The 15,360-nt window shown below is 71.7% G+C and carries 13 protein-coding genes; 7 read left to right on the top strand and 6 right to left on the bottom strand.

All coding sequences use genetic code 11. From position 1 onward, the window contains the following. Positions 1–262 precede the first annotated feature (262 nt). Positions 263–1,465: a bifunctional adenosylcobinamide kinase/adenosylcobinamide-phosphate guanylyltransferase gene (locus ABT342_RS19155; protein WP_351574783.1), complete on the bottom strand. Its 1,203-nt coding sequence runs from the start codon at positions 1,463–1,465 to the stop codon at positions 263–265. 99 nt (positions 1,466–1,564) lie between these two features. Between ABT342_RS19155 and ABT342_RS19150 the strand changes: the two genes are divergently transcribed. Next, positions 1,565–1,774, top strand: a complete 210-nt coding sequence (locus ABT342_RS19150) for a hypothetical protein (RefSeq protein ID WP_351574780.1) — start codon at positions 1,565–1,567, stop codon at positions 1,772–1,774. Between the two features lie 180 nt (positions 1,775–1,954). Here the strand turns inward: ABT342_RS19150 and ABT342_RS19145 are convergent, their stop codons facing one another. From ABT342_RS19145 to ABT342_RS19135, 3 genes are all read right to left on the bottom strand, one after another. After that, positions 1,955–3,040, bottom strand: coding sequence for a S1C family serine protease (locus ABT342_RS19145; protein WP_351574777.1), 1,086 nt, complete (start codon positions 3,038–3,040; stop codon positions 1,955–1,957). Positions 3,041–3,157: 117 nt separating this feature from the next. Continuing rightward, positions 3,158–3,901 (bottom strand): class I SAM-dependent methyltransferase, encoded by a 744-nt coding sequence (locus ABT342_RS19140; RefSeq protein WP_502965576.1) that lies wholly within the window; start codon positions 3,899–3,901, stop codon positions 3,158–3,160. Between the two features lie 50 nt (positions 3,902–3,951). Further along, positions 3,952–4,548 carry a DUF3043 domain-containing protein gene (locus tag ABT342_RS19135; protein ID WP_351574775.1) on the bottom strand — a complete coding sequence of 199 codons (597 nt, stop codon included), beginning with the start codon at positions 4,546–4,548 and terminating at the stop codon, positions 3,952–3,954. 269 nt (positions 4,549–4,817) lie between these two features. Between ABT342_RS19135 and ABT342_RS19130 the strand changes: the two genes are divergently transcribed. The 5 genes from ABT342_RS19130 (at position 4,818) to ABT342_RS19110 (ending at position 11,229) form a co-directional block, all read left to right on the top strand. Continuing rightward, the gene (locus tag ABT342_RS19130; protein WP_351574772.1) at positions 4,818–5,609 is read left to right on the top strand and encodes a PspA/IM30 family protein; all 792 of its coding nucleotides are present in this window, start codon (positions 4,818–4,820) and stop codon (positions 5,607–5,609) included. A gap of 12 nt (positions 5,610–5,621) precedes the next feature. Further along, on the top strand, positions 5,622–5,900 hold the full coding sequence (pspAA, locus tag ABT342_RS19125) for a PspA-associated protein PspAA (protein WP_351574769.1): 279 nt from the start codon (positions 5,622–5,624) through the stop codon (positions 5,898–5,900). A 61-nt stretch (positions 5,901–5,961) separates the two neighbouring features. After that, entirely contained in the window at positions 5,962–7,206 is a 1,245-nt protein-coding gene (locus ABT342_RS19120) for a sensor histidine kinase (RefSeq protein WP_351574766.1), read from the top strand. Further along, positions 7,203–7,892 carry a response regulator gene (locus tag ABT342_RS19115; RefSeq protein WP_351574763.1) on the top strand — a complete coding sequence of 230 codons (690 nt, stop codon included), beginning with the start codon at positions 7,203–7,205 and terminating at the stop codon, positions 7,890–7,892. Before ABT342_RS19120 ends, ABT342_RS19115 begins: the two co-directional genes overlap by 4 nt. Positions 7,893–8,046: 154 nt before the next feature. Further along, positions 8,047–11,229 carry an efflux RND transporter permease subunit gene (locus ABT342_RS19110; RefSeq protein ID WP_351574761.1) on the top strand — a complete coding sequence of 1,061 codons (3,183 nt, stop codon included), beginning with the start codon at positions 8,047–8,049 and terminating at the stop codon, positions 11,227–11,229. Between the two features lie 692 nt (positions 11,230–11,921). On the opposite strand, the gene nadA is transcribed toward ABT342_RS19110, so the two are convergent. Continuing rightward, positions 11,922–13,109 (bottom strand): quinolinate synthase NadA, encoded by a 1,188-nt coding sequence (gene nadA, locus ABT342_RS19105; RefSeq protein ID WP_502965574.1) that lies wholly within the window; start codon positions 13,107–13,109, stop codon positions 11,922–11,924. Positions 13,110–13,426: 317 nt separating this feature from the next. On the opposite strand from nadA, the gene ABT342_RS19100 reads away from it, so the two are divergent. Then, positions 13,427–13,783 (top strand): HesB/IscA family protein, encoded by a 357-nt coding sequence (locus tag ABT342_RS19100; protein WP_005318559.1) that lies wholly within the window; start codon positions 13,427–13,429, stop codon positions 13,781–13,783. A gap of 78 nt (positions 13,784–13,861) precedes the next feature. Here ABT342_RS19100 and ABT342_RS19095 read toward each other — a convergent pair whose 3' ends face one another. After that, the gene (locus ABT342_RS19095) at positions 13,862–15,283 is read right to left on the bottom strand and encodes a hypothetical protein (RefSeq protein WP_351574756.1); all 1,422 of its coding nucleotides are present in this window, start codon (positions 15,281–15,283) and stop codon (positions 13,862–13,864) included. Between the last annotated feature and the right edge of the window lie 77 nt (positions 15,284–15,360).

The raw sequence follows: 15,360 nt of genomic DNA, 5'->3' as shown, positions 1-15,360 counted from the left end.
CCCCTTCCCGCAGTGTCGATTTGCGGCTCCGCCGCGTCGGGGGCTCTGCCCCGGACCCCGAGCCTCAATCTCCCCCTACGCCCTGGCGGGCGTGGGGGGACCCCCAGCGGGGCTCATTCTGAGCCCGTCCGGCGTTTGAGGACACGGCCGAAGGCCGTACCGGGGGTCTGGGGGCTTGCCCCCCACGCGGCGGAGCCGCAAATCGACACTGCGGGAAGGGGCGGGGCGGGGAAAGGCCCGCCGCAGCCCCCCGCACGCGTGCTCAGCCGCGCAAGGGCAGGGCCTGGCCCGCGACCACCAGCAGGACGTGCTCGCACTCCGCCGCGAACGCCGCGTTCAGGCGCCCGAGTTCGTCCCGGAAGCGGCGGCCCGACGCCGTCGCCGGCACCACGCCCGCTCCCACCTCGTTGGTGACGGCGACGACGTGGCGGCGGGTGGTGCGCAGGGCCGAGACGAGCGCGGCGGTGCGGGCGTGGAGGGCCTCGCGGGCCGAGGACTCCCAGCGCTCGTCGTCCCACGCGCCGACCGTGTCCATCGCGTCGGTCAGCCACAGCGCCAGGCAGTCGATCAGCAGCGGGGGCCCGGACTCGGCCAGCAGCGGGACGAGGTCGCAGGTCTCGATCGTGCGCCAGGAGCCCGGCCTGCGGTCGCGGTGGGCCGCGACCCGGGCGGCCCAGTCCGGGTCGCCGGCCCGGGTGCCGCTGGTCGCGACGTACACCACGTCGGGGAAGGACTCCAGGCGCCGCTCGGCCTCCAGCGATTTGCCGGACCGCGCCCCGCCGGTGACCAGCGTGCGGCGCGGTACGTCGGGCACCGCGTGGTACTCGCCGACGTACAGCGTCGTTCCGTCCGGCACCGCCCGCGCTCCGGCCGCCGCCAGCCTCCTCGCCAGCTCCGCGCCCGGCGGGACGTCGTGGTCGATGTGGACCGCGACGACATCCGTCGAGGGGCCGATCGCCCCGGTCGCCCGCAGGCGCGCCAGCGCGTCGGGCCGCCCGACGACATCGGCGACGACCATGTCGTACGGGATCGGCTCGCCGTCCGGCATCCCGGCCGGCCCCCCGTGGGGCGGCAGGTACAGCAGCCGTTCGCCGTCCGGTGAGGTCACCTCGTATCCGGTGCCCGGCGAGTCCATCGCGATCGCCCGCACCCGGTGCCCGCTGATCAGCGTCAACTCCTGTCCGTCCGGCACCCGCCCGGCCGTCGGCAGCCCCGCGGGCAGCTCCATCGCGGGCCCGTCGTGCGGATGCGTCAGCAGCACGTGCCGTACGCCGACGAGTGAGTGCCCGGCACGGGCGGCGGACAGCGCGGCCCCGGGGGTGAGGTCCAGCATCAGCGCGTCGTCCACGAGCAGCGCGGTCGCCGCGCGCGCCTGGGCGCCGCGGGCCGCGGCGCACGCGGCGCAGGGGCAGTCGGGGCGGGGGAGCCCACTGGGGGCTCCGGTGCCGAGCAGAGTCAGTTCCACAGGAACGATCCTCCCGCGTCGCCGCTGCCGGTGCGCGCCCGGCTACGCTGCGGGCAGCAAACCGATCAATCGGCGGAACCCGACACCCGGGAGGCGCACATGGCGTGGACGTGGCGGTTCGAGAAGTCCGACGGGACGGAGGTCCAGCCGGCCGTGGAGCCGGAGGAGTTCAGCACGCAGGGAGACGCGGAGACCTGGATCGGTGAGGTCTGGAAGGAGCTTCTGGAGGGCGGGGCGGACCAGGTGTTCCTGTTCGACGACGGCAGTGAGATCTACGGGCCGATGAGCCTCCACGCCGAAGGCGCCTGAGCGGGCCTCTGATCGCGCGTGACGGCCGCGCCCGTGGACGACTCAGCTCCGCGGGCGCGCACCACGCATCGCGTTCGGCTCCTCGCGGGCGGCCGCGCCCCTCGCGCCGCGCCGGTCCTGCGCAGCGCGCCGCAGGCACCGCGCCGGCTCTGCGCGGGCGGCCGCGCCCCACACACCGCCCTAGATCTCCCCGAGCGTGACCTCGACCGTCCGCTCCTCGCCGCCCCGCTCGTACGTCACCTTGATCCTCTGCCCCGGCTTGTCGGACGCGAGCGACTCCGCCAGCGACGTGATCGTGGTGATCTCGTCGTCGCCCAGCCCGGTGATGATGTCGCCGATCTCGATGCCCGCCTTCTCCGCGGCCCCGCCCTTCGCCACCTCGACCACCGCGACGCCCGAGGGCTCGTATTCGTCGTCCAGGACCGTTCGGGCCCTGACGCCCAGCGCGGCCCGGCCGGAGTCGGTGACCCTGCCGTCCTTGATGATCTGGTCGGCGACGGTCCTGACCATCGACGACGGGATGGCGAAGCCGATTCCGGCCGCGGCCTCGCCCAGCTTCGGGTCGGTCGCCCCGAGCGTCGGGATGCCGATGACCTCGCTGTCCAGGTTGACCAGTGCCCCACCGCTGTTGCCGGGGTTGATCGCGGCCGATGTCTGCACCATGTTGGCGATGGTGGCCCCGGGCCGGTCGTCCAGCGGGGGCTCGCTCACGGTCCGGCCGACCGCCGAGACGATGCCCTGGGTGACGCTGCTGGACAGGCCGAACGGGGAGCCCATCGCGAGGACTATGTGCCCGACCTCGACCTTGGACGAGTCACCGAACTCGGCCGCCTTCAGCCCGTTCGGCACCTTGTCCAGTTTGATCACCGCGAGGTCCTGTTCGGGGTACGTGGCGACCAGCACGGCGGCCAGCGGCGCCTTGTCGGTGGCGACGGTGACCTTGAAGTCCTTCTCGCGGCCGACCACGTGGGCGTTGGTGACGATGTGGCCGCGGTTGTCGTAGACGACCCCGGAACCCAGACCCTCGCCCGCCTCGATCTGGACGACCGACGGCAGCACGTTCTTGATCACGTTCTTGTAGGCCTTCTCCAGGTCGCTGTCGATCCTGGCGGCCGGTGCGGTTGTCTCGGCCGTGGGCCCGCTGTTCGCCTGCGTGCCGTCCGAGCAGCCGCCGAGGAGCGCCACCGTGCAGGACCCGGCTATGAGACCGGTGATGAGAGGCGACAGCACCCGGCGCACCCGGCGCTGACGCAGGGAGACGTCCATGACCGGAGTATCCCTTTTGTCGGTGCGGGGTGCACCTTTGTCCGAGCGGGGTGCGCCTGAGATCAGAGGGCACCCTGGTCAGCCGCGTACGCCGCTCGGCCGTCTACCCCGCCCCGATCAGCCGCGTACCCCGCACAGATGAAGCAGCGCCGCGACCGCGCGGTACGGATCCGTGCGCCCCGCCCTGTCCTCCGCGGCCAGCAGCCGCTCCAGCTCGTCCGCGGCCGGCGGCTCCGCCTCGTCCGGCGCGTTGTCCGTGAAGACCCGCACCCCGTACCAGGCGTGCAGCGGCGCGGCGATCCCCGCGAGCGTCGCCGTCAGGGAGGCCAGCCGGTCGGCGCGGACGGGCAGCCCGAGGCGGTTCGTGTACGCGTCCGAGTCGAAGGCCGCCATCGTCGTGGGCCAGTCACCGGCCAGCCCCGGCCGCATGGCGAGCGCGTCCGCGTTCCGTACGAGCAGGGAGAGCAGGCCGCCGGGGGCCAGCATTCGGGCCAGGCCCGCCAGCATCGCGTCCCGGTCCTCGACGTACATCAGCACGCCGTGGCACAGCACCACGTCGAACGCGCCGGGCAGGAAGTGCACCCCGGTGTCCCGGCCGTCGCCCTCGATCATCCGGAACCGCTCCCGGATGCCCGCCGGCTCGGTCGCCAGGGTCTCGCGGGCCACCGCGAGCATCCCGGGGTCGGACTCCAGACCCGTCACCGAGTGCCCGGCGCGCGCCAGGCGCAGTGCCTGGGTGCCCTGACCCATGCCCACGTCCAGCACGCGCAGCCGCTGCCCCACGGGGAAGCGGGCGGCTATCTGCTCGTCGAGCTGGCGTGCGACAAGCTCCTGCCGGACGGTGTTGCGCAGTCCGCCCAGGCCCTTCAGCCAGGCCGACGCACCCCCACCGAAACCGACAACGTCCGTGCTCAGGGCCGCTCTCCGCGCTTGACCTGCGGCTTCGGCAGGCGCAGTCGGCGCATCTGGAGCGTACGCATCAGGCCGTACGCCACCGCGCCGCGCTTCGGCTCGTTCGGGAAGCGCTCGTTCAGCTGCTTCTTCAGGCGGATCCAGATGCCGACCGAGTCGACCACGATCATCGCGATGACACCGGCCCACAGCAGCAGTGCGATGTTCTGCACCTGCGGCATGCGGATCATGGACAGCACCAGGATGATGACCGCGAGCGGCAGGAAGAACTCCGCGATGCAGAAGCGGGAGTCGACGAAGTCGCGGACGAAGCGGCGCACCGGACCCTTGTCGCGGGCGGGCAGGTAGCGCTCGTCACCACTGTTCAGCGCCTCGCGCTGCTTGGCCAGGTCCGCGCGGCGGGCCTCGCGCTGCCGGCGCATGGCCTCCTTGCGGTCGGCCGGTGCCGACTGGGCACGGCGACGCTGGGTCTGGGCCTCACTCCGCTTCGGGGTCGGGCGGCCCTTGGGGGCCTCGGGGTCGCGGGGCTGCTTGGAGAGGTCCGCCGTCACCTTGTCGGTGGGGGCCTTCTCTTCCTTGGAACGGCTACGGAACACAAAACCCAAGGGTACGGGGTGGCGGGATCAGACCCCAGTCCCCGGGGGAACGATCCGGCAACGGCGGGCGTCACTAGAGGGCAGAACACGCGTTGCGCCCGGTTTCCCCGACGGCCATCTACTCCCTGGGCCGGATCGGAGCCGCCAGCAGGTCGTTCTTGGGGAGGAGCCCATCCGCGCCCGAACGGTGCGGTAATAGATGCAGGGCCCGTACTGTGGGTTCTGGAGTAGCCGGAGCAGAGTCCGTCAGAAGGGGGCGCGCGAAGCCCATGAGCGGTGTCATGAAGCGTATGGGGATGATCTTCCGCGCGAAGGCAAACAAGGCCCTTGACCGGGCCGAGGATCCGCGCGAGACCCTTGATTACTCGTACCAGAAGCAGCTGGAGCTGCTCCAGAAGGTGCGCCGGGGCGTGGCCGACGTGGCGACCTCCCGCAAGCGCCTGGAGCTGCAGCTGAACCAGCTCCAGGGGCAGTCCTCCAAGCTGGAGGACCAGGGCCGCAAGGCGCTGGCGCTCGGCCGTGAGGACCTGGCGCGCGAGGCGCTGTCCCGCCGCGCCGCGCTCCAGCAGCAGGTCACCGACCTGGAGACGCAGCATCAGACGCTCCAGGGCGAGGAGGAGAAGCTCACGCTCGCCGCCCAGCGGCTGCAGGCCAAGGTCGACGCCTTCCGTACGAAGAAGGAGACCATCAAGGCCACGTACACGGCGGCCCAGGCGCAGACCCGCATCGGCGAGGCGTTCTCCGGCATCTCCGAGGAGATGGGCGACGTCGGCCTGGCGATCCAGCGGGCCGAGGACAAGACCGCGCAGCTCCAGGCCAGGGCGGGCGCGATCGACGAACTGCTCGCCTCCGGCGCGCTGGACGACCCGACCGGCATGGCGAAGGACGACATCGCCGCCGAGCTGGACCGGATCTCCGGCGGTACGGACGTGGAGCTGGAACTGCAGCGCATGAAGGCCGAGCTGGCCGGGGGCGCGCCGTCGCAGCAGGCCATCGAGGGCGGCAACGGCTCCGTGCAGGACCAGGCGCAGGGGCAGGGCCACAAGTTCGACAAGCAGTAGGGACGGCGCGTCATGATCGTACGGATCATGGGGGAGGGCCAGTGGAGGGTGGCGGACAGCCACTTCCCCGAGCTCAACAAGCACGACGACGAACTGCTCGCCGAGATGGAATCGGGCGACGAGGACGGCTTCCGCCGCACCCTCGGCGCCCTGCTCGAGGCGGTGCGCCGCCTCGGGGAGCCGCTGCCGGACGATTCCCTGGAGCCGTCGGAGCTGATCCTGCCCTCCCCGGACGCGACGCTCGACCAGGTCCGCGACATGCTCCGCGACGACGGGCTGATCCCGGGCTGAGCCGGACCGTCCGGCCCGGGGGCGGGGGTGACCGGGGCGGGACGCCGTACCGTTGCTTGACGTGACCGCACCCCTGACCGGACTCACCGGCATCGCGCGCACCCGCGCCTGGCTGCGCGAGCACCCCCTCGCGTGCGACGGCGCCCTCGCCGTCGGCGTGCTCGTGTGCATGGTCGTCGCCTCGTTCGCCGATCCGCACGGGCCGCACGGGCCGACCTTCGGCAGCCGTACGCCCGAAGTCCGCAGCGTGATGCTGATGGTGCTCGCGGCCGGCACGCTCGTGTTCCGGCGGCGGGCGCCGATGGCCGTCCTGGGCGTCACCGGAGGGCTCGCCTTCGTCGAGCTCGTCGTGAGCGACCAGCGCGCGCCCGTCGCGATGGCCGCGGTGATCGCGCTCTACACCGTCGCGTCCCGGACCGACCGGCCCACCACCTGGCGGGTCGGCCTGCTGACCATGACGGTGCTGACGGCGTCCGCGATGCTGTCCGGTTCGGCGCCCTGGTACAGCCAGGAGAACCTCGGGGTGTTCGCGTGGACCGGAATGGCGGCCGCCGCGGGCGACGCCGTACGCAGCCGGCGCGCGTTCGTCGACGCCATACGGGAGCGCGCCGAGCGGGCCGAGCGCAGTCGGGACGAGGAGGCCAAGCGCCGGGTCGCCGAGGAGCGGCTGCGTATCGCACGGGATCTGCACGACGTCGTCGCCCACCACATCGCGCTGGTCAACGTGCAGGCCGGGGTCGCCGCCCACGTCATGGACAAGCGTCCCGACCAGGCCAAGGAGGCGCTCGCGCACGTACGCGAGGCCAGCCGCTCCGCGCTGAACGAGCTGCGCGCCACCGTCGGGCTGCTGCGCCAGTCCGGGGACCCGGAGGCCCCCACCGAACCGGCTCCCGGCCTCGCCGTCCTCGACGAGCTACTGGGCACTTTCCGCAACGCCGGGCTGCCGGTCGAGCTGGCCCGTACCGACCACGGCACGGCACTGCCCGCCGCCGTCGACCTCGCCGCGTACCGGATCATCCAGGAGGCCCTGACCAATGTGCAGAAGCACGCCGGCGCGGACGCCAAGGCCGAGGTGAGCGTCGTACGGGTGGGCCGCACCGTGGAGGTCACCGTGCTCGACAACGGCGCACCCGAACCCGCCCCCGCCCCGGACGAGGACCGCGGGCACGGCGGGCACGGCCTGATCGGCATGCGTGAACGCGTCACCGCGCTCCGCGGCACGCTCACCGCCGGACCCCGCTACGGCGGAGGCTTCCGCGTCCAGGCGATACTGCCGGTCAACAGCCATGCCGAGGGGGACGCATGACCATCAGGGTGCTGCTCGCCGACGACCAGGCGCTGCTGCGCAGTGCGTTCAAGGTGCTCGTGGACTCCGAGCCCGACATGGAGGTCGTGGGGGAGGCGGCGGACGGCGCGGAGGCGGTGGCCCTGGCCCGCTCGGAGCGTGCCGACGTGGTGCTCATGGACATCCGGATGCCCGGTACGGACGGACTCGCCGCCACCCGCATGATCAGCGCCGACCCCGCGCTCACGGCGGTCCGGGTGGTGATGCTGACGACCTTCGAGGTGGACGAGTACGTCGTCCAGTCGTTGCGCGCCGGGGCCTCGGGCTTCCTCGGCAAGGGCGCGGAACCGGACGAACTGCTCAACGCCATCCGTATCGCCGCGGCGGGTGAGGCGCTGCTGTCACCGGCGGCGACCAAGGGGCTCATCGCGAAGTTCCTCGCGCAGGGCGGGAGTTCGGACGGCGACGGTCAGGAGGCGGGGGCGTACTCGGAGCGGCTCGCTGCCCTCACCGGCCGCGAACGCGAGGTGCTCGTCCTCGTCGCGGGCGGCCTCTCCAACGACGGGATCGCCGAGCGGCTGGAGGTCAGCCCGCTCACCGTGAAGACCCATGTGAACCGGGCGATGGCCAAACTGGGCGCCCGGGACCGGGCGCAATTGGTGGTTATCGCGTACGAATCGGGCCTGGTACGTCCAAGGGTGGAGTGAGGAGCAGGCCCGTCGTACTCCAGCCGGAGTATGCGCGGGATAAGGATCTGGACCTGGGACCGAGGGATCCGCCCCCTCGAATGGCTGAGGGTATAAGCGGGTGGCCGACTCTGCCGCTGCCCGCCTGCCGCGTACGCCACAGAAGAGAGACCCCATGTCCTGGCTGTCAAGATTCAGCCTCGCGCAACGGGCCCTGATAGGGCTGATGTCGATCGTGGCGATCGTCTTCGGAGCGATCGCCATCCCGCAGCTCAAGCAGCAGCTGCTGCCCTCCATCGAACTGCCGATGGTGTCGGTGCTGGCCCCCTACCAGGGCGCGTCCCCCGATGTGGTCGAGAAGCAGGTCGTCGAACCGCTCGAGAACACCATCAAGGCCGTCGACGGCATCACCGGCATCACCTCCACGGCGAGCGAGGGCAACGCCGTGATCATGGCCACGTTCGACTACGGGGACGAGAGCACCAAGCAGCTCGTCGCCGATGTCCAGCAGGCCGTCAACCGAGCCCGCGTCCAGCTCCCCGACGACGTGGACCCGCAGGTCGTCGCCGGTTCGACGGACGACATCCCGACCGTCGTCCTCGCCGTCACCTCCGACAAGGACCAGCAGGCACTCGCCGACCAGCTGGAGCGGACCGTCGTCCCGGCCCTCGAGGACATCGAGGGCGTCGGCCAGGTCAGCATCGACGGCGTCCAGGACCTCCAGGTCTCCGTCACCCCCGACGACAGGAAGCTCGCCGCGGCAGGACTGAACGCCATGGCGCTCTCGGAGGCGCTCAAGGCGGGCGGCGCCACCATCCCGGCAGGCTCCTTCTCCGAGGCGGGCAGCAGCCGCACCGTCCAGGTCGGCGGCGGCTTCACCTCGCTGAAGCAGATCGAGGACCTCCGCATCGCCCCGCAGCCGGGGACGGGACAGCGGGCGGACAAGGTCGGCAAGCCCGTCCGCCTCGGCTCGGTCGCCACGGTGAAGCAGGAGGAGTCGCAGCGCGTCTCCATCACCCGGACGAACGGCAGGCCCAGCCTCGCCGTCATGGCCACCATGGACAACGACGGCAGCGCCGTCGCCATCTCCGACGCGGTCAAGGACAAGCTGCCCGAGCTCCGGGCGGACCTCGGCTCCGGAGCCGACCTCACCGTCGTCTCCGACCAGGGCCCGGCCGTCTCCAAGTCCATCTCCGGCCTGACCATGGAAGGCGCGCTCGGCCTGGTCTTCGCGGTCCTCGTGATCCTGGTCTTCCTCGCCTCGATCCGCTCGACGCTCGTCACGGCGGTCTCGATCCCGCTGTCCGTCGTCCTCGCGCTGATCGTGCTGTGGACGCGGGACCTGTCGCTCAACATGCTGACGCTCGGCGCGCTGACCATCGCCATCGGCCGGGTCGTCGACGACTCGATCGTGGTCCTGGAGAACATCAAGCGGCACCTCGGCTACGGCGAGGAGCGCCAGTCGGCGATCCTCACGGCGGTACGCGAGGTCGCGGGCGCCGTCACCTCCTCGACGCTGACGACCGTCGCCGTCTTCCTGCCGATCGGCCTGGTCGGCGGCATGGTGGGCGAGCTGTTCGGCTCGTTCTCGCTGACGGTCACCGCGGCGCTGCTCGCCTCGCTGCTCGTGTCCCTCACGGTCGTTCCCGTCCTGTCGTACTGGTTCCTGCGCGCGCCGAAGGCCCTGCGGGACATCGACCCCGACGAGGCGCGCCGCAAGGCGGAGGAGAAGGAGGCGCGCAGCCGGCTGCAGCGGATGTACGTCCCCGTGCTGCGGTTCGCGACCCGTCGCCGTCTCACCAGCGTCGCGCTCGCGATCGTGGTCCTGGTCGGCACCTTCGGCATGGCCCCGCTCCTGAAGACGAACTTCTTCGACCAGGGCGAGCAGGAGGTCATGTCGATCAAGCAGGAGCTGAAGCCCGGCACCAGCCTGGAGTCGGCCGACGCCTCCGCGAAGAAGATCGAGAAGGTCCTCGACGGGATCGACGAGATCAAGGACTACCAGGTCACGGTCGGTTCGTCGGGCTTCATGGCGGCCTTCGGCGGCGGCACCGGCGCCAACCAGGCCTCGTACCAGCTGACCCTGAAGGACTCGGCGTCGTACGAGAAGACCCGCGACCGCATCGACGAGGAGCTGGGCAAGCTCGACGGCATCGGCGACACGACGATCGCGGCGGGCGACGGCTTCGCCAGCCAGGACCTGAGCGTGGTCGTGAAGGCCTCCGACCCGGAAACGCTGCGGAAGGCCGCGGACCAGGTACGGGACGAGGTCGCGAAGCTCGACGACGTCACCGACGTACAGAGCGACCTGTCGCAGTCCGTGCCGCGGATCTCCGTCAAGGGCACCGCGAAGGCGGCCGAGGCGGGCTTCAACGACACCACGCTGGGTCTCGCCGTCGCCCAGGCGGTGCGCGGCACTCCGGCCACCAAGGGGATCCTCGGTGACACCGAGCGCGATGTCGTCATCACGTCGGCCAAGCCGGCGAAGACGATGGACGAGCTGAAGAAGCTGCCGCTCGGACCGGTCAGGCTCGGTGACATCGCCGAGGTCAAGCTGGTCCCCGGCCCGGTCTCGATGACCCGGATCGACGGTTCGCGCGCCGCGACGATCTCGGCGAAGCCGACCGGTGACAACACCGGCGCGGTGAGCGCCGCGCTCCAGACGAAGATCAACGCGCTGGACCTGCCGGAGGGTGCGACCGCGTCCATCGGCGGCGTCTCGCAGGACCAGGACGAGGCCTTCGCCTCGCTGGGCCTGGCCATGCTGGCGGCGATCGCGATCGTCTTCATGCTGCTGGTGGCGACGTTCCGCTCGCTCGTGCAGCCCCTGATCCTGCTCGTCTCCATCCCGTTCGCGGCGACGGGTGCGATCGGTCTGCTGGTGGCCACCGGCACGCCGATGGGTGTCCCGGCGATGATCGGCATGCTGATGCTCATCGGCATCGTGGTGACGAACGCGATCGTGCTGATCGACCTCATCAACCAGTACCGGTCCCAGGGCCTGGGCGTCGTCGAGGCGGTCATCGAGGGCGGCCGTCACCGGCTCCGCCCGATCCTGATGACGGCCCTCGCGACGATCTTCGCGCTGCTGCCGATGGCGCTGGGCATCACGGGCGAGGGCGGCTTCATCGCCCAGCCGCTCGCGGTGGTCGTGATCGGCGGCCTGGTGACGTCCACGCTGCTGACGCTGCTGCTGGTGCCGACGCTGTACGCGATGATCGAGCTCCGCAAGGAGCGGCGCCGGGCGAAGCGCGAGGCGAAGCGGGCGCGCAAGTCCGGGGACGGGGCGGCGGCCCCGTCGGCCCCGTCGGCCACGGAGCCGTCGGACGACGCGGATCCGCAGCGGGTCAACGCGTAACGCCTCCGGCGAGCTCGACCAACCACCCGGCGCGGGCCCTCCCGCGCCGGGTGGTTCCCGTTGGGGGCGGCCCCGGCCACCCGGGCCGGGTGGGGGTGGTTGACCCGTGAAGGGTCGGCTGCCGTTGGCGGGTGGCGGGTGGCGGGTGGCGGGTGGCGGGTGGCGGGTGGCGCGTGGCGGGTGGCGGGTGGCGCGTCGGGCCGGTGGGGTGGCGGGTGGCGCGTCGGGCCGGTGGGTCCGGCGTGCCGTCGGTCGGCCATGTCGCCAGGACCGGGGGCGCCGACAGGCGGTCGTGGTCGGGCCCGTGCCGGGACGGTGGCCGTTGGGGCCGCTCCGGGGGCGTGTTCTGGACTGTCGGTCCTCACCGCGCTTCGCGCGAGTTGCGGGCGCCTTTACGTCCAGAACACGCCCCCTGCGCGTCCCCCTTCGTGGCGGCTGACGACCCACCTGTTTGTGGGCATCTGTTCCGCTGGGGCGGGACGGGTGGGCACAAACCCACCCACCCGGCCGCACCCGAAAAGCGGTGCCCCCGGCGGCGGGGCACCAAGGGCCCAGGCTGCGCCCGAAAGGCGGTGCCCACGGCGGGAGCGGCGCACCGCGGGGCGCAAACGGCCCGCGCCGTGCCCGAAAAGCCGTGCCCCCGGCCGCGCGGCGGTACCGCGTGCCGGGGGCACCAGGGGGCAGCGGCCCCGTTACGGAAGCGCCAGCATCCGCTCCAGGGCGAGCTTGGCGAAGCTCTCCGTCTCGCGGTCGACCTGGATCCGGTTGACGAGGTTGCCTTCCGCGAGGGACTCCAGCGCCCACACCAGGTGCGGCAGGTCGATGCGGTTCATGGTCGAGCAGAAGCAGACCGTCTTGTCGAGGAAGACGACCTCCTTGCCCTCGGGGGCGAAACGGTTCGCCAGCCGCCGGACCAGGTTCAGCTCCGTACCGATGGCCCACTTGGAACCGGCCGGGGCCGCCTCCAGGGTCTTGATGATGTACTCCGTCGAGCCCACGTAGTCGGCCGCGGCGATGACCTCGTGCTTGCACTCGGGGTGCACGAGGACGTTCACGCCCGGGACGCGCTCACGGACGTCGTTCACGGAGTCCAGCGAGAACCGGCCGTGGACCGAGCAGTGGCCGCGCCACAGGATCATCTTCGCGCCGCGCAGCTCCTCGGCGGTGAGCCCGCCGTTCGGCTTGTGCGGGTTGTAGACGACGCAGTCCTCCAGCGTCATTCCCATGTCGCGGACCGCCGTGTTCCGGCCGAGGTGCTGGTCCGGCAGGAAGAGGACCTTCTCGCCCTGCTCGAAGGCCCAGTCCAGCGCCCGCTTCGCGTTGGACGACGTGCAGATCGTGCCGCCGTGCTTGCCGGTGAAGGCCTTGATGTCGGCGGAGGAGTTCATGTACGAGACCGGGACGGTCACGTCCGCGACGCCCGCCTCGGTGAGGACGTCCCAGCACTCCGCGACCTGCTCGGCCGTGGCCATGTCGGCCATCGAGCAGCCGGCCGCGAGGTCGGGGAGGACGACCTTCTGGTCGTCGGTGGTCAGGATGTCCGCCGACTCGGCCATGAAGTGCACACCGCAGAAGACGATGTACTCGGCCTCGGGGCGCGCCGCCGCGTCGCGCGCGAGCTTGAAGGAGTCGCCGGTGACGTCCGCGAACTGGATGACCTCGTCGCGCTGGTAGTGGTGACCGAGCACGAAGACCTTGTCCCCGAGCTTCTCCTTGGCCGCGCGGGCGCGCTCCACCAGGTCCGGGTCGGACGGGGAGGGAAGGTCTCCGGGGCACTCCACGCCGCGCTCGCTCTTCGGGTCGGCCTCGCGGCCGAGCAGCAGCAGAGCGAGGGGCGTCGGCTGGACATCCAGGGGCTGGGCGGTGGTCACGTCACGCACCCTTTCTTCTCATCGGTGAGCGCGGCGAAGTCGCTCCAGTGGAGCCGGTGCTTGCGCCGAGGAGCCTTTTCGTCTAGTTGACGTTATCTATCATAACCGGTTCATGTCACTTTGACGATGTCCATTGCGTCGATGTGACGCAATTCCCGGCGCCATGCCGGACCTTGCCGGATCGCCGCTGTCCACAGGCCGTGTCCCATCGCGAGGACGTGTGCGAGCATGAAGAGGAAAGACTAGGGCTCGCCCGGAATGAATCCCGGGCCCCGCCGGTTGCAACCGTCGGCAAGCAGTCTCCGTACAACCCGGGAGAGAAGCAGATGTCCGTATCGGACGAGACCACCACCGTGAGCGACGGCATCCTCCTGTCCGACGCCGCCGCGGCCAAGGTCAAGGCCCTGCTGGACCAGGAAGGCCGGGACGACCTGGCGCTGCGCGTCGCGGTTCAGCCCGGCGGCTGCTCCGGCCTGCGGTACCAGCTCTTCTTCGACGAGCGCTCGCTCGACGGCGATGTCGTCAAGGACTTCGACGGTGTGAAGGTCGTCACCGACCGCATGAGCGCCCCGTACCTGGGCGGCGCCTCGATCGACTTCGTCGACACCATCGAGAAGCAGGGCTTCACGATCGACAACCCGAACGCGACGGGGTCCTGCGCCTGCGGCGACTCCTTCAGCTGAGCCGTCGGCCTGTACGCCGGAGGGCGGCGACCCCTCTCGGGTCGCCGCCCTCCGGCGTACGGTGTCAGTTCCGCGACGTCACGCGCGGGGCACGTTCTCGCCGCTCGCCGCGTCGACGACCTTCCGCTCGCCCAGCGGCCGCTCCAGCGTCACCTTCTCGGTCAGCTCCTTGGCGATCATGATGCAGACCCGCTCCGGGTCGGGCCTCGACTCGATGATCTTCACCTTGACCTCGGTGCCGCTCTCGTCCGCCCGCGCCGAGTAGTCGCTGCACACCCCGCCCCAGAAGCGCAGGCTCAGCGTCCGTCCGTCGGCGGAGACGGCGTACGACTCGACTCCCCGCGTGGAGGTCTCCGGCAGCGTCGTGGGATCGGGTGACGGGAGCTTCGTCTCCGCGGGAGGCGCGGGCTTCAGATGCTCCGGGGCCACGGCGGGGTGAGTGACCGTGTGCCGCTGGGCGCCGTCCTGCGGGGCCACCTCGAACAGCCAGGACGGTACGAGCGCGGACTTGCCGCCGTCCACGGCGTGCATCGCGAGCCCGAAGACCGCCTTGCTGATGGTCCGGGTCTCGGGGGTGCCCTTCTTCGGCTCGCAGGGAGCGGACTCCGCCGGCACCGGGGTCGCGCAGCCGCCGATGTCCGCGCGGTGGGTCTTGTTGAGCCCCTTCAGGGCCTCCTCGGCGCTGATCACCGGATACTCGGTGCTCTTCACCGGCGCCTTCAGCTTGCCGCTGCCGCCGACGACCTGGCCGTCGCTGCCGACCTGGATGCCGGTCGACCAGCCGTACGTCGGCAGCCCGCCGATCACCGGGTCGGCGTTCACCACCCGTACCGCACCCATCAGCTGGCTCGCGTCCCGCGCGGCATCGCTCTGGCCCACCGCCGCCAGCACGGGCGCGGCGGCCTTCATCGCCGCCTGCTCGCTGGCCGCGGAGCCGGGGGCGGGGGCGTTCGGGGTGGCGGCCACCGGGCAGGGCTTGCCCTTGAGGCAGTTGTCGCTGCCGGGCACGGCGGAGTACCGGCGATACGTCCAGGTCCCCGGCGCCTGCCGGTCGACCTGGAGCAGCGGACCGCCGCCGTCCTTCTCCGCGCCGATCTTCCATACGGTGCCGTGCGCGCGGGGCGTGCCCGCGAGCCCGAGCGCCGTGGCCAGCCGGGTCACCTCCGCCGCGCCGACCGTCCCGCTCGGCCTGTGGACCGCCGCCGAGCCGGGGCCGTCCGGCAGTTCGCCCGCCGCCCGGTAGACGACTCCGTTCGGGTCGGGCTCACCAGGGCCGATACCCGGCGCGATACCGGGCGCGACACCCGGCGCGGCGCGGCTGTCGAGGGCGAGCGGGGGCAGCGGCTTCGCGTCCGTGCTGCCGTCGGGTGCGCTGGTGGCGACGTACGCGCCACCGCCCCCGGCGATCAGCACCGCGGCGGCCACCGAAGCGACGGCCCATGGGGACCGCCGCGGTCGCGGGCCGTCGGTGCTCGTGGGGGGCCGCTCCGTACTGTTCACCGCATTGCTCCTTCGGGACCCGTGACGTGGGACACCCATGTGACGGAGCGGAGGAGCGCGCGGTTCCCGTTGCGGCG

The sequence above is a fragment of the Streptomyces sp. NPDC000410 genome (assembly GCF_040300305.1).
Classification (GTDB): domain Bacteria; phylum Actinomycetota; class Actinomycetes; order Streptomycetales; family Streptomycetaceae; genus Streptomyces.
This window is presented reverse-complemented; position numbering and strand designations above follow the sequence as displayed.